The organism is Streptococcus huangxiaojuni (genome assembly GCF_040930515.1).
In the GTDB taxonomy this organism is placed as follows: Bacteria; Bacillota; Bacilli; order Lactobacillales; family Streptococcaceae; genus Streptococcus; species Streptococcus huangxiaojuni.
The window spans coordinates 83,544-98,236 of record NZ_JBFQEG010000004.1 but is presented as its reverse complement, the minus strand read 5'-3'; the positions used below and the strand labels follow the sequence as shown (position 1 = coordinate 98,236).

Sequence of the window (14,693 nt, the reverse complement as noted above, 5' to 3'; positions counted from 1 at the left end):
TCATTCAATGAACTTGTCATTCTCTTTGTTTTTTTAATTGTCTGTATTGAGCAGCAAGATAGACTTGTTTACGGCAGTTCTCACCTCCACTGCCTCTCTGAAGTAAACCTATAAGCGCTATCCATTCTCAATTACATTTTATTATACTTATTTTTACAACCGCAGTCAAGCTGTCTATTCCGATTCGGCTTCAGTGGTTGTCTCTGCCGCAGTTGTCGAATCAGCTGTAGTCGTTGCAGCATCAGAACTGCTTGTTGCATATTCTGAAAGAATATCGGCAAAAGCATCATCCTTGATTTTAACATTAGCTTTTTCAAGGGCAGCGGCAATCACCTGATTTTGGAAGCTTGTATCATTCTCATACTGCGCCATAATAATTTTTTTCAGTGATTTCTTATACGTTTTCCAATTAGAATCTTTCTCGGTCTTCTTGGTGGTCTTAACAATATAATAGTTAGTTGAATAAGTAGAGGCATCTACAACGGAAACAACATCTGAAATACCGCCTTCATCAAGTTCAAAAGCCGCATTCATAACCTCTGTAGGCAGATCTGTGCTTGCTGAATCGAATGTATATTCATATTTGCTGTCGTCAGCTGTCGTCTTTTCTTTAGCGATAGCTGCAAAATCAGCACCATCAGCCTTAACTTCAGAAAGAACAGAATTGGCTGTTTCTTCGTCAGTTAATTTAATGACTTGGGCAGTTGTTTCCGGATTATAATTTTCATAAGCTGATTTGTAATTTTCATCTGTCAGCTCTTTTTTAGCCGCCTGCTCCACTGCATACTCCACCAGCATTGTCGTGCGAATCTGCTGCTTGTAAGACTCTTCGGTCAAACCTGCTGCTGCTAGAGCGCTGGAGAATGAAGAACCATAACTGGCAGCCGTTTTATTGTAGCTTTCCGTCACTTTATCGTCTGATACTTTATCGCCGTACTGGTCCTCGAAAACTTTAGTCAAAACAAGAGACAGCATAGACTGTTTTGCTGAGCTCGTATTTTTGATCTCATTATAAAAATCAGCAACGGTGATTGTATCACCCTTCATTGTGATCAGGTCTGTGTCTTCATTCGTCGAAGAACAGGCAGCAAGAGTTGCAGCTGAAAGCAGTGTCACAAGACCTGTTAGAATTTTTCCACGTCTTTTCATCAATAGTAAACTCCTTTTTATATTTGGACTAATGGCTTTTCAATCTGGAAAAAAGTACGCATCAACTCATCTGATAAAGGCCGCACTCATCAGCATCAGTCACTAACCCAACCATTATAACATACTTTCCAAAATTTTACTTAATCTAAACCAGAAGGCAGGCAGATTTTTGCTGTATTTTTTCGAATAAGCAGCAGGCCGTCACTGAGGGGAAGCAGACTGGCCGTCAAATCCGGATGCCTGAGAACTGCTGCCAGCAAACGCTGCAGACCGCGGTGAATGGCCCGCTGTCCTCTAGCAATTTCTTCTATCGGTTTAAGGGTATCGCCCCCCTGAAAAATATCATCTATAATGACAGCCCCCCCCACTTCGAGCCGGTCAAAAACAGCAGGCAGCAGCTCAATATATTTTGATTTAGCAGAATCCATAAAGACAAAGTCAAAATCTTCCTCTAAAGCCGGCAGCACTTCAGCTGCATCTCCCTTGATAAGAGTAATCTGCTCTTTCTGATCATAAGCCGCAATATTTTTTTGAGCCAGCGCCAGCATTTCTTCATGGCGCTCAATGCTGATGATTTTGGCTTTGGGAGCATTGGCTGCCATCAGCAAAGCCGAATAACCAATTGCAGTCCCGATTTCAAGAATCTTTTGGGGCGCTGTCATCTGGAGAAAGAAACGAAAATAGGCAGCAACTTCCGGCTGGATAATCGGGATATTCTCCTGCCGGGCAAACTGCTCTAAATCAGCTAAGTAGCCCATATTAGGCTTTTGCTGAGTCCGTAAATAATCAACTATTTCTTCTTTGACAATAGGCCGCCGCATATTGGGGTTAGCCTTCTTACTATACAGTTTAACCATAATATCTTAATTATAACAAAAAGCACTTGGGTTTAAAATCAGCTGTTTCTAACTAACTTTTCCAATTCTTCCAAACGTTTTTCAAAGACAGCAAAGGCAGTGTTAAGATAAGCTTCATCGGTCATATCAAGTCCGGCTTTTCGGATAACATTGAGTGCATCATCCGAATTTCCAGCTTTTAGAAAAGTTAGGTAATTAGCCTTATCTTCCGGCTGCCCATGCATAATTTTATCAGCTAAGTAACTGGCTGCAGCAAAACCGGTCGCATATTGGTAAACATAATAATTATAATAAAAATGCGGAATCCGTGCCCACTCATAGCGAATCAGGCGATTATCTTCTTTGGCCAGACCATAGTATTTCTCATTCAGTTCAGCATAAAGGTTGCTAAGATAGTCGCTGGTTAGGACCTCACCGTTTTGATCGGCCTCATGAATCAGCTGTTCAAATTCAGCAAACTGAGTCTGGCGGAACACGGTCCCTTTAAAACCATCCAAGTAATGATTAAGAATGGCAAAACGCTCGCTGTCCGAAGTCGCTTCCTGCAGAAGGGCTTCGGTCAGTATATTTTCATTAGTTGTAGAAGCGATTTCTGCTAGAAAGATACTATAATCGCCGTAAACATATGGCTGATTTTCTCTGGTAAATGTTGAATGCATACTATGACCGGTTTCATGCACCAAAGTGAACAGATTATCTAAGGTGTCCTGCCAGTTAAGCAGCATAAAGGCATTGGTATCATAAGAACCGCCTGAGTAAGCACCGGAACGTTTCCCCTTATTTTCATAAACGTCAATCCACCCTTGGCTAAAAGCACGGCGGACGCGCTCCGAGTATTCTTTGCCAAAAACAGCAAGGACTTGTTCTGCTTTATCACGCGCAGCCGGATAGCTGAAAGACCGGTCTGTCTGTGACAGGGGTGTATAAAGATCATACATTTTCAGCTCATCAAGTCCAAGAATGGTCTGTCTCAGCTTCACATAGCGATGGAGCAGAGGCAGATGGTTATTGACAACCTTAACCAAAGTCTCATAAACACTTTCAGGGATAAAATCAGCAGACAGAGCTGCTTGGCGCGCATTGCTGTACCGACGAACCCGCGCCTGATAATTATGGCTCTTAACCGCTGTCTGCAGCGTTTTAGCATAGGTATGCTGATACTGCTCATAGACAGCGTACATGGCTTCATAAGCTTGTTTACGAACAGAGCGATCTTTTGACTCCATCAGACTGATAAAATTCCCATGAGTCAGCTGAATTTCCTGACCATCACTGTTGGTAACAAAAGGTAAAACGATGTCAGCATTATCAAGAATTTCAAAGGTCTCACCGGCAGCACCGAAAATTTCCTGAGCACCGGCCAGAAGTCCTTCTTCAGCCTGCGATAAAACATGAGGCTGCCGGCGGAAAAGATTGTCGAAAAAATGACTGTAGGCCGACAGAGCTGGCGTTTCAGCCATAAAAGCAGCAAAAGAATCCTGCGGCAAAGTCAGCAATTCCGGTTCATAAAAAGCAAAAGCCTCACTGAACTGTGCATAAAGCGCTGTCGCTTTAGCCTGAAACTCTTGATATTTCGCCACTGTCGTATCCTGATCATTTTTCATTGAAGCGTAAACATAGACCTTTTCCACACGTCGGGACAGAGCCAACTGCACTTCTGTAATTTCAAGAAGCTTTTGACCGGATTCCAGCAGATGGCCGGCATACTTACCAGCTGCCGCAATTTCAGCCGCCAGCTCCTCTACTTCTTTTTCCCAAGCACCGTCAGTCGGAAAAACAGTCGTTAAATCCCACTGATACTCTTTAGCCATATGACTTCGATTATCTGACATAAAAACTCCTTTTAACACCAAGATACAAAGGCCGTATAAAGCTCACAGCAAAAATAGGAAAACTGACGAAGAGTCACTAAAGACTCAAGGGAGGGCTGCGCTCACAGAGCAGCCACATTCGTACGTCAGCATACGCTTCCTACGGCTGCGTCTCTTTTTTGCAAAGAGCTTAGGCTGCGTTCAATTCACCAAGATACAAAGGCCGTTAAAAACGCAAAAGGAAAATAGGGGATGGCAAGTGACGCTTGCATCACGATGACAGCCATCTTTTTCCCGCAGCGTTTAGGCCGTGTTCAATTACACAAGATACAAAGGCCGTTAAAAACGCAAAAGGAAAATAGGGGATGGCAAGTGATGCTTGCATCACGATGACAGCCATCTTTTTCCCGCAGCGTTTAGGCCGCGTTCAATTACACAAGATACAAAGGCCGTTAAAAACGCAAAAAGAAAATAGGCGGTAAGTCCGAAATCTTTGATTTCGCAGACGCACCCCTGCCAGAACTGCTAGAAAAGTGCGGTCGACTGTTAAGGCGACAAAGCTTTCAATCGTTTACGGCTGGCGGTAAGTCCGAAATCTTTGATTTCGCAGACGCACCCCTGCCTGAACTGCTAGAAAGCTGTGGCTGGCAATCAGTAATACAGGACCTCAGCTTATAGGGGTTCCTTACTCCCCCATTACCAAATTCGGGCTGCTATACGGTAGCCCCGCAGCATTTAAACCCTATCCCGCTTATTAAGGTGGACTAATATCTCAGCTTTTTTCTTTTCAAATTTTAGAAACAGTTACTTGCACCTTGTCATTTACTGTTTTATTTTACCATAAAAATGACTCGGTCGGTTTAATCAAAAACTATTCGACAATAAAAATGCCATTCATAAATAGCCTGATTGTATGATATCTTTGATAGCTGACAGCTAAAAAGACTCTGACTTTTGTATGCAGAGTCTCCTTCTTAAATAATATTTCCAGTTTCTTTTGAAGGCAGTTCATTTCTAGTGAATTTTTGTTTTTTCACTGTCCACTGTAGGGGACTATATCAATTTAATCAGGGTTTAGATTTTTGATAATAGGCAGGCGGAAAGAGTTGTTGTTCTTTTTTAGCTCCTTGTTTGCGATAATAGGCAAAAAAAGCCTGCCGAAAGTCTGATAGGTCTTGATGTATCTGGCAAAATCGCTGGCTGCCCGCAAAAGGACGGACCTGCGGGTAAAAATCGTTCAGGTCTTTTGCCAATAAATTGGAACCCTGCAAATAAGCCTTCTCCTGCCTCTTCCTCCATCCAGAATGGCCAAAATAGAGCTGCTTTTGAATATAGAACAAAAGCTGGCTGTCCATTTTTACTTTATAAGAAACAAGCTGCTGAGCTTTGAAAGGGAGACGCAAAAAATCCAGAAGATGGTCTGTAAATGGACAGGTCTTTGTTAAATAATGCAGTTTGCCGTGTAAATCTTCGTAAATTAAGTACTTCAGGCGAAGTTCCTGCCTTTTTCGGTCTAATTCCCAGTAATGAAAACCCATATTTTGTGAAAAACATAGAAAATGTTTCTGCAGTTCAGTAATAGACTGTCCCAGCCACAAACGCCGGCCTGACAGCCACAAAACCTGATAACCTGCACCAAGGTAAGCCTGGGTCCGTTCTTTTAGGCGCTTAGATGATAAAGGACTGCACTGCACTTCTAAAGCCAGCCGATGGTTGACCATCAGATCAGCTATCAAATCTGAGTCCGGTAAAAACTGTTCTACACTGACTTTTTCTGTTCGAGAAAGACTCCTGTAAAGCTCTGCCTTTAAGCTCAGATGCTCTGCTGACTCATTTTCATGGTAAAAGCGGCAGATTTTACGGCTGATATGAGCAAAATAGGGTCGAATAATCTGACCTGAACGCAATTGCAGCGGAGCCTTGCAGGCCGGGCAAAAAAAGGCTTTGTCTTTAGTTGGAGAATCCCTTAATAAATTGACAGTTTTTCCCTTATCATCAATCGCAACTAACATGAACACCCTCCACCTTATTATTCGAAAAAATTTTATTTTTTAAAAAAGAGCTGTTTTGTGAACAGACCTTTTTGAGCAGCTTTATCAAAAAATCTCCCGAAAACTGCGGGAGATTTGGCTTTGATTAGTCACTATAATAAGGATGCGGCATCTTCATCTAGAATAACAACCGTATCACTATGTTTTTGTAAAACACTAGCTGGAAGCAACTCGCTTACAGGACCTTTTATCATCTGCGCTGCTGCTTCTGCTTTTTGCCGGCCGTAAGCCATCAGGACAATGGTTTCTGCGGCCATAATGGAGGCAATCCCCATAGAAAGGGCTTGCTTTGGAACGTCTGACGGCTTATCAAAAAAGCGGGCATTAGCCTGAATCGTTTCGTCAGTCAAATCCACCAAGTGAGTCTGCGAGTCAAAAGATGTCCCTGGTTCATTAAAACCGATATGGCCGTTTGAGCCCAGCCCCAAAATTTGAAAATCAATAGGGTACTGTTTAAGAAGCTGATTGTAGCGTCTTATTTCTGCATCACTGTCTGCGGCACTGCCGTCAGGCAAAAAATTGTCTTTGAAGGGTTTAAACTTAAATAAGACCTCATTCATAAAAAAGTGGTAAGATTGGGGATCATCAGCTGCCAGCCCCACATACTCGTCCAGATTAATACTTCTTATTTCTGAAAAATCAAGATCACTGGCAACTATTTTTTGATAGAAAGCCGAAGGTGTACTCCCGGTAGCTAAACCCAGTGTTTCGGCTCCGGCCGCCAGCTTTTCTTTCAAAAGATTAAAAGCCAGCTGAGCGCCTTCTTCCTGATTCTTTACCGTGAAAACTTTCATTATCCGTCCTCCTTTTGGTCTATACCGAAGTGCTATCTTCAGTATATGGTATAGACCGATTTTTGTCAAGAAAAAACAGAAAAGATCTTAATGTCCAATCATGTCCCCCAAGAATTGGCCGACATAATAAGCAAATAAGGCCGCAGCCAGACCAACAAACAATGTACGCAGGATTTCTTTGACCCTGCTCTCCTCAGTAATAGTCCCTTTAACTAGACCAAGCAGTATCAAAGCAACAGAGACTAAGAGGCAGGCCAGAGAAAAGGTGTGATTCTGAAAAATCAGCCATCGATCCAGTAATAAATAAGATAGCAAAGGAATCAGCCCGAAAAGATTAAAGGACAAAAAGGTGGCTAAGGCATTTTTTAGGGCACGGCTGCTATCAACACTTTTGTCAGTGGTTGAACTTAAATAATCCCCCACAGCCATTGAGAAACCATCTGCAAAAAGATTAGAAAATCCCAAAACGATAATCGCTGCCAAGCCTAAATTGCCCCCGACAGAGCCGGCTACAACCGCGAAGGTCGTAATGATGCCGTCCATACCGCCGTAGACAATCGATTTTGCATAATTTCTAACAAGCATAAAATCACCCTTTCATTCTAGTTTTATTATAACACTTATTTAGAATCATTACAAATAACCATTCTGTTATTCTGCTTTAAATTCATATGTCCTTATTTTCTTTCTTCGTGTTATAATAGAAAGGCTGACTATTATAAGACATAGGAGAAATGATGAAAACTGACAGCTTTGATTTTAATTTACCAGAAGAGCTGATTGCGCAGACGCCGCTGAAAAAACGGGATGCTTCCAAACTTCTGATAGTTGACCGTCAAACCCATAAAATGCTTGACAGTCAGTTTGACCATATTATAGATGAGCTAAATCCAGGAGATGCTCTTGTCATGAATGATACAAGAGTACTTCCGGCTCGTCTTCATGGTGAGAAAAAGGAAACACACGGCCATGTCGAACTCCTCCTGCTAAAAAATATTCAAGGAGATCAATGGGAAGTTTTAGCTAAACCAGCCAAACGGCTAAAAACAGGCAGTGAGATAAGTTTTGGGGACGGCCGGCTCACAGCCACGGTTGTCAAGGAACTGACAGCAGGCGGGCGTCTGGTAGAGTTCAGCTATAAAGGGATTTTTCTGGAAGTTTTGGAAAGCTTGGGAGAAATGCCGCTGCCTCCTTATATCCATGAAAAACTATCGGACCGTGAACGCTATCAAACCGTTTACGCTAAAGAAAACGGTTCGGCAGCCGCACCGACAGCTGGGCTGCATTTTACTCAGGAGCTCCTGCAGAAAATCAAAGATAAAGGAGTTAAGCTGGTTTATCTTACACTGCATGTGGGTTTGGGAACCTTCCGGCCTGTTGCGGCTGATGATATTAAGGACCACAAAATGCATTCTGAATTCTATACGCTCTCTGAAGAGGCTGCTCAGACCCTGCGGCAAGTCAAAGCTGAGGGCGGCCGTATTGTTGCTGTCGGAACCACCTCCATTCGTACCTTGGAGACAATTGGCCAGAAATATAAGGGGCAGATTCAAGCTGATTCAGGCTGGACGGATATCTTTATCAAGCCCGGCTATCAGTTTCAAATTGTCGATGCTTTCTCAACCAATTTTCATCTGCCTAAGTCAACCCTCATTATGCTGATCTCGGCCTTTGCCGGACAGGAATTTGTCCTAGAGGCTTACCAGCATGCCATTGAAGAAAATTACCGCTTCTTTAGCTTCGGGGATGCTATGTTTGTCAAATAATCTGCTGTGAATTGAAGACAGACCGCACCCTTCTAGTCGTCCTGGCAGGGGGGCGTCTGCGAAATCACAGATTTCGGACTTACCGCCTATTTGCTTTGCTCTTTTAAGGGGCTTTGTATCTTGATGAACTGAACACGCCCTAAACGCTGCGGGAAAAAGATGTCCTGACTTAGAATCTGGCGATTCGTCAGTCAGGCTCTATTTTCCTTTTGCGTTTTTAACGGGCTTTGTATCTTGATAAACTGTCTGACTCTATTTTCAATTAAAAAGAGGGCTCTTGCCCTCTTTTTAATTCGTAAAAATTACTGTAACTTCTAGGTCTTCATTACATTAATAGAGGAAAAGATATTCTTATAATAATCTCTTGCTGATTCCTCTATCATTTCTTTGTATTCTTTCAAATAAACTTGTTGACGTTTATTTGAAATCTCATTTGTCACTAACTCTCCTGTATCAATATTTTGAGTAGAAAAACTTAGCAGTTCACCATTACTGTCATATAACTCATAGGGATTTTCCCCATCCAGTTCGATTCCAATGACTTGCAATTTAGGAACCTTGACTGTATAACTGTTTTCACCTGTTTGCTTAATCGTAACATTATTTTTAATGCCAAACTTAGCTTTATAATGCACAATAATAAGGGCCGTTTTCTTTGAAAATGGGATGTCAATTCCAAAAAAACTGCTGACATTAGATTTTTTAATGACTTGGTGTATGCCCGCATTGAGAAAAACAACTTCATTGACTTTTTCCAGATAGTGGACCTGGCTGGCTGATTGAGTATTATTATCTGTTTGTTTAGCCGCAGAATTATAAGTTATCGAAAGGACAAGGACGACAAAACTAAGGCAAATGAGCAACCAAGCGTAGACTTTATAGCCTAATATCTTTTTTATAATCCCCATTTTTACATTTCCATTCCTTAATTTTTCCTTAAAACTATTATATATATTGTCAAGTCTGTAATAGCAAGCTTTATAAGATATTTTGTCAAGCTTCTTTTTTAGTTTTTAGCATTTAATTTATCATATCAAGTACATGATTTTATTATTTTAGACATATGCCAAACTGTTTCTATAAAAAAGTTTGAAGCAGCTGAATACTGTTGAAGATACAGGCTTTGGCTGGCCGATGAAATGACTATGCAGGACCTCTGTTTTACGCCAGTTATGCTTATTCTTTTGCAGCTTCAATCCTTGATTCACCCGAATTGATAACGCTTACATTTTATGTTATAATAAAGGTACTATCTCAGTGAGCAAAGGAGGGCTATATGAATCAGAAAGCTATTGAAAAAAGAGCGTTAATTGTTTCAGCATTTGGCAATGGTTTTATGGGGGCCGCTGGAGTGATTGTTTATGTCGTTACCGATTTGAACGCCCTCCTTTTAGATGCTGTTTTTTCAGTCATCACTTTTATTTCCTCTGTGATGGCTTTCTATATCTCCAAAAACAGCAAAAGGCGCACTGCTTCATTTCCAAACGGCATGTATTTTTTAGAACCGCTCTATGCGTTTATCAAATCCGTCGCGACACTGATGCTGCTGATTATTGCTCTTTTAGAATCTGCTGCAAATGCCTATGCTTATTTTATGGACCATATTGGCCATCCGATAAACTCCGGACCGGTCCTGCCTTACACTTCTTTGATGGTACTCATCAGCTTTTCCTTAGCAGCTTACAACCGCAGGCAAAATGAAAAAATCGGCAACATGAGTACTATCCTAGAGGCAGAGGCAAAAGGAAATTTTGCTGATGGTTTAATTTCTGCCGGAGTCGGCCTGGCTTTTTTCCTCTTATATTTTATTGATATTAAAGGGACTCTAGGTTTTCTTCACTACACAGGAGATTTCTTTGTCACTGCAGTTTTAGTAGCGGTTTCCATTAAGGAGCCTGTCCAGACGTTGATTACCTCTTTTAAGGAATTCGCCTATTCGACAACACAGGATCATTATGTGATTGAACGTGTCCATCACATCTTTGCCAAACATTTAGCCGATGAAAAAGAAAATCTTAATATTCTGATTTTCAAGCAAGGTATGAACATTAGTATCAAAGTCTATGTCTTGGCACTGGAAGAACCGGAGTTTATTGACCGCCTGCTGCAGAATAAGGATGATGTCAGTCAGGATTTGGAGAAAACTTTTGAGCACTTTAGTTTGGAATATTCCTTTTAGATTGAATATAAAAACGAACCTGCTGTTAGGCAGGTTCGTTTTTTTAGGAGATTTATGAAAAAGATGCAGCTGCTGTTTTTGCTCAAACAGCAGTGCACACAGCCAGACCAGCTGACTGTGAAAGTTTTAGGAGATAATGATAGTATACTGACAGAAGCTTAAAGGAAGCTTAAGGGAGGTCGATTTACTAAAAATAATTCACAGTCTCATCAGTTCTATCCAAAAAAATACTGAATAGGGCTTGTACTAAGAATTTCCGGCAGCTTTTGTATCTTGATAAACTGAACACGCCCTAAACGCTGCGGGAAAAAGATGTCCTGACTTAGAATCTGGCGATTCGTCAGTCAGGCCCCTATTTTCCTTTTGCGTTCTTAACGGGCTTTGTATCTTGTTGAACTGAACACGCCCTAAGAGCTGTGCAAAAAAGACAGCCCTCCCTTGAGTCTTTAATGACTCATCGGTCAGGCTCCTATTTTTGCTTTGCTCTTTAAACGGGCTTTGTATCTTAATGTTAGAAGTCTTTCCAGTCAAACTGTTTTATATTAAGGGCTGTTCTGCCAGAATCAAAAGTTGGTACCGGATTGCCTTCACTTATTTGAAATTCCTGTTCGATCAGTACATCATAGCCGCTATTATCAGCCCGCAGCTGATAAAGATAGGCAGTCCCTTCTCCGTTAAGAGAATGCCACTGAGCGTAAGCTACTGTTCCGTCATCATAAATAACCGCACTTTCGCGATGACCGCCGGCTGAGGGAACATAGGACTGAGCCAGATAAGCCGGAACTCCGTTTTGCAGATAGTAAATGGCTGCTAATGACACTGTCCCGCCGGAAGAATAACCGGTAATCAATTCATTAGTGCCATTATGATCAATGTCATAGAAAGCATAATGATCAGCAACAGTATCAGACTGATCTGCTGCTACTTTTTGCAGTGTTTCAGCATACAATTCTTCGTCAGATAAGCCCGCTTCTGCCTCAGTGCTCTCTGAAGAAGTGCTTGGGCTTGAACTTGACTGACTGCTAGCTGCTGTTTCTTCTGTCGCAGCTTGACTGAAACTTCCTTCAGGAGGAGCTGCTTTTTCCTGACAGGCCGTTAAGAGAAGACTTGCTGATAAAAGCAGCAAGACAGTGAAGGCAGGGGTTTTCATAGTCTATTCCTTTCATTTTAATGTAGACTGCTATTATATTTTTAAAAACGAGCTTGCTATAGTTTATAGTAATAAGGGCAGATATTTTCAAAATGGCCGTCTTTCATTCGAAAACCGCCCGGAATTGTTCCTAACTGAATAAAACCTAATTTTTCGTATAAACGGCGGGCAGAAATATTGCTTTCTACTACGGCATTAAATTGCAGAATCCGAAAACCTAAATCTTTGGCTGCAGTCAGACAGTGCTGGACCAGCACTTCTCCTACATGGCGCCCTCGAGCAGCAGAAGAAACAGCATAACTGGCATTACAAATATGACCACAGCGTCCAATATTGTTAGGATGTAAAATATATAATCCTACTATTTTTCCATCCATTTCTGCCACAGCCGTATAACTTTGACCAGCAAAGAACTCAGCTGCTACCGCTTTTGATAATACCTCTTCCTGTGGAAAGGCATTACCTTCTTCAACAATAGCATTCCATATCATTCTCACCGTCTCTAAATCGTCCTGCTCATATTTTCTAATTAACATACTTTGCCTCCGCAGCTGCTGTTCATCTTAGCTTTCTGAATGATTCGAAAAGATTCTGTTCTTTGAGACTGTTTAAGCTTCTACTGTTATGATTATTATAGCAAAAAATCCTTTAAATGAAGATGAGATTTCTCCATTTAATCATTTTTCGGACTGCTCTCAATAGATAAAATATTCAGACTTTTCCTATCTGTCAATTAACAGCAAAAGCAAAAAGCAGTACAGGCAACCGTGCTGTACTGCTTCTTGAATCAAAACGGAAACGCCTCTTTAGTCCAGACAGGCCGGCCTGTATAAGTTTTGACCTCTTCCTGTCTTGACAAAACTCGGCTGGCGCCATTGGCCATTGCCTGCATTTCAAACTCTCCCGGATAAGCATAAACAGGAGCTATCCAATGACAATAGTCAGTGATTTGATTCACTAAGTCTGCATTATTAACCAAACCGCCGCTCAACAATATAGCCTGAATATCGCCTTTTAGAATAGCGGCCATTTGACCGATTGTTTTAGCGATTTGATAAATCATGCTATCCCAAGCCAGCTGTTCGGCCTCAGCTCCTTTTTGCGCAGCCGCAAAAATGGCTTTGGCATCTGCACTTCCTAAAAGACTGACAAAACCGCCGTTCTTTGTACACAGTTTTCTGAGGTCAGAGGCTGAGACGCCATCATTGAGGAGCTCTGCTACTCCCGTTAAAGGCAGGCTGCCAGCACGTGTCGGTGCCATCGGTCCTTCGCCTCCGACAATATCTGTACCATCAATCATCTGACCTCTACGGTGAGCAGAAATCGAAATTCCCCCGCCAATATGACAAACGATATAATTAACCTTTTGATAGATTTCTTTTTGTTTCCTAGCGTGGTGCAAGGCTGTTTCCTTAAGATTCAAGGCATGAAGATGGCAGGTTCGGTAAACGCCTTTAACTCCTGTCATCCGGGCTAGATCCTGATATTCATCGGTATCAGGAGGGTTAACCACAAAAGCCGAACAAGAGGCCTTGCGGGCAAAATAGCGTGCCAACTGAGGGCCGAGATTGGCCGGATGCTCTACCCCATTAGCCCCATTTTTAGCGTCCCTGAACAACTGATCATTGACCTCGTAAACACCGCCTGCCAGCGGCATCAGACCTCCGCCTCGCCTACAACAGCATCCAAATCATTCAGTGTCAGCGAACTGTCTGCAAGACATTTTTCAATTAAAGTTTTGCGGTAATCTAATTGCTGTGAAAGCCTGTCAAATTGTGCTAATTCACTGCTGTCATGAGCAACATTTGCTGTAAAAACAGCTTCTTCACCCTTAAAATAAGCAATCTTTGTCGATGTTGAACCAGGGTTAATCGTTAAAATCTTATATTCAGCCATCTATCCTCCCTTCCAACAAGATACAAAGGCCGGTTAAAAATCCGTATGAAAATAGGGACTGACAAGTGATGCTTGCATCACGCTGGCAGGCATCTTTTTCACCAGGATTTAGGCCGTGTTCAATTCCAACAAGATACAAAGCCCGTTAAAAGAGCAAAGCAAAAATGACGGTAAGCCAGAAATCTTTGATTTCGTAGGCGCACCTCTGCCAGGACGACTAGAAGGGTGCGGTCGGCTGTCAAGACGACAAAGCCTTCAGACGTCTACGGCTAGCGGTAATTAGGTAACGATACAGATTCCAATCCCCTCACTCTCCCTTTTCTAGGTTCGGGCTGAAATCATCCACTGGATGATTTCACTGCACAGCTCTTAGGGCGTGTTCAATTCACAAGATACAAAGGCCGTGAAAAACGCAATAAGAAAATAGGCGGTAAGTCCGAAATCTCTGATTTCGCAGACGCACCTCTGCAAGACGACTAGAAAGCTGCTGTCAGCCACTAGGACGGCAAAGCTTTCAGACGGCTACGGCTTTTCTAATCAATTGCTATTACAAAGCATGGTTATACCATCTTTTTCACTAGGATTTTAGGCCGTGTTCAATTTATGAGCTCGCGTTAAAAAGACGACCGTGAACGATATCTGCAAGTACAAGGACGGGACAAACTCACAAAAGCGCCCGCACTCATAACCCATTGACAATTCTTTTGATTCTATCGCCTTTTTCTGGACACTCAAGCCTGTTCGACTTTTTAAAAGCCTAATTACCCGTCTGCCACTGCTATCATGATACCATAGAAAAAAAGAGCTTTTATTGTAAAACTAAACGATTATCCCTCTTAATCATCTCAAATCTTGTTAAAATACCACAAAAACCTTCAAATTCTTCAGCCCGTCACATAATGGCTCCTAGATAGACAGCTGACCTTTAGTAATGTAACGACAAACAGAATATTTCTAAAAAATGCGAAATCGCTTTTTGTGATGTCATCAACTGCAGTATCCTATTTTTCCTTTATACTAGCTTTAGGATTTCCTTAAGT

At 41.9% G+C, this 14,693-nt stretch carries 13 protein-coding genes; 2 read left to right on the top strand and 11 right to left on the bottom strand.

The window, feature by feature from the left end:
- Positions 1-174: 174 nt before the first annotated feature.
- The 6 genes from prsA to AB3329_RS04005 all read right to left on the bottom strand — a co-directional run bounded on the left by prsA (position 175) and on the right by AB3329_RS04005 (position 7,247).
- Positions 175-1,149, bottom strand: coding sequence for a peptidylprolyl isomerase PrsA (gene prsA, locus AB3329_RS04030; protein ID WP_368394459.1), 975 nt, complete (start codon positions 1,147-1,149; stop codon positions 175-177).
- 140 nt (positions 1,150-1,289) lie between these two features.
- Entirely contained in the window at positions 1,290-2,006 is a 717-nt protein-coding gene (locus tag AB3329_RS04025) for an O-methyltransferase (RefSeq protein WP_368394458.1), read from the bottom strand.
- Between the two features lie 38 nt (positions 2,007-2,044).
- Positions 2,045-3,838: an oligoendopeptidase F gene (gene pepF / locus AB3329_RS04020; RefSeq protein WP_368394457.1), complete on the bottom strand. Its 1,794-nt coding sequence runs from the start codon at positions 3,836-3,838 to the stop codon at positions 2,045-2,047.
- Between the two features lie 1,046 nt (positions 3,839-4,884).
- On the bottom strand, positions 4,885-5,829 hold the full coding sequence (locus AB3329_RS04015) for a competence protein CoiA (protein ID WP_368394456.1): 945 nt from the start codon (positions 5,827-5,829) through the stop codon (positions 4,885-4,887).
- 131 nt (positions 5,830-5,960) lie between these two features.
- Positions 5,961-6,662, bottom strand: a complete 702-nt coding sequence (gene nagB, locus AB3329_RS04010) for a glucosamine-6-phosphate deaminase (protein WP_368394455.1) — start codon at positions 6,660-6,662, stop codon at positions 5,961-5,963.
- An 87-nt stretch (positions 6,663-6,749) separates the two neighbouring features.
- Positions 6,750-7,247 (bottom strand): VIT1/CCC1 transporter family protein, encoded by a 498-nt coding sequence (locus tag AB3329_RS04005; RefSeq protein WP_368394454.1) that lies wholly within the window; start codon positions 7,245-7,247, stop codon positions 6,750-6,752.
- Between the two features lie 152 nt (positions 7,248-7,399).
- On the opposite strand from AB3329_RS04005, the gene queA reads away from it, so the two are divergent.
- On the top strand, positions 7,400-8,428 hold the full coding sequence (queA, locus tag AB3329_RS04000) for a tRNA preQ1(34) S-adenosylmethionine ribosyltransferase-isomerase QueA (protein WP_368394533.1): 1,029 nt from the start codon (positions 7,400-7,402) through the stop codon (positions 8,426-8,428).
- A gap of 314 nt (positions 8,429-8,742) precedes the next feature.
- On the opposite strand, the gene AB3329_RS03995 is transcribed toward queA, so the two are convergent.
- Positions 8,743-9,336 (bottom strand): DUF4230 domain-containing protein, encoded by a 594-nt coding sequence (locus AB3329_RS03995; RefSeq protein ID WP_368394453.1) that lies wholly within the window; start codon positions 9,334-9,336, stop codon positions 8,743-8,745.
- A 368-nt stretch (positions 9,337-9,704) separates the two neighbouring features.
- Between AB3329_RS03995 and AB3329_RS03990 the strand changes: the two genes are divergently transcribed.
- Positions 9,705-10,607, top strand: a complete 903-nt coding sequence (locus tag AB3329_RS03990; RefSeq protein ID WP_368394452.1) for a cation efflux transmembrane domain-containing protein — start codon at positions 9,705-9,707, stop codon at positions 10,605-10,607.
- A 511-nt stretch (positions 10,608-11,118) separates the two neighbouring features.
- Here AB3329_RS03990 and AB3329_RS03985 read toward each other — a convergent pair.
- The 4 genes from AB3329_RS03985 to AB3329_RS03970 all read right to left on the bottom strand — a co-directional run bounded on the left by AB3329_RS03985 (position 11,119) and on the right by AB3329_RS03970 (position 13,653).
- Positions 11,119-11,757 (bottom strand): hypothetical protein, encoded by a 639-nt coding sequence (locus tag AB3329_RS03985; protein ID WP_368394451.1) that lies wholly within the window; start codon positions 11,755-11,757, stop codon positions 11,119-11,121.
- Between the two features lie 56 nt (positions 11,758-11,813).
- Positions 11,814-12,293, bottom strand: coding sequence for a GNAT family N-acetyltransferase (locus tag AB3329_RS03980; RefSeq protein WP_368394450.1), 480 nt, complete (start codon positions 12,291-12,293; stop codon positions 11,814-11,816).
- Positions 12,294-12,544: 251 nt separating this feature from the next.
- Entirely contained in the window at positions 12,545-13,414 is an 870-nt protein-coding gene (locus AB3329_RS03975; protein ID WP_368394449.1) for a butyrate kinase, read from the bottom strand.
- On the bottom strand, positions 13,414-13,653 hold the full coding sequence (locus AB3329_RS03970) for a hypothetical protein (protein ID WP_368394448.1): 240 nt from the start codon (positions 13,651-13,653) through the stop codon (positions 13,414-13,416). The genes AB3329_RS03975 and AB3329_RS03970 overlap by 1 nt, the downstream gene beginning before the upstream one ends.
- Between the last annotated feature and the right edge of the window lie 1,040 nt (positions 13,654-14,693).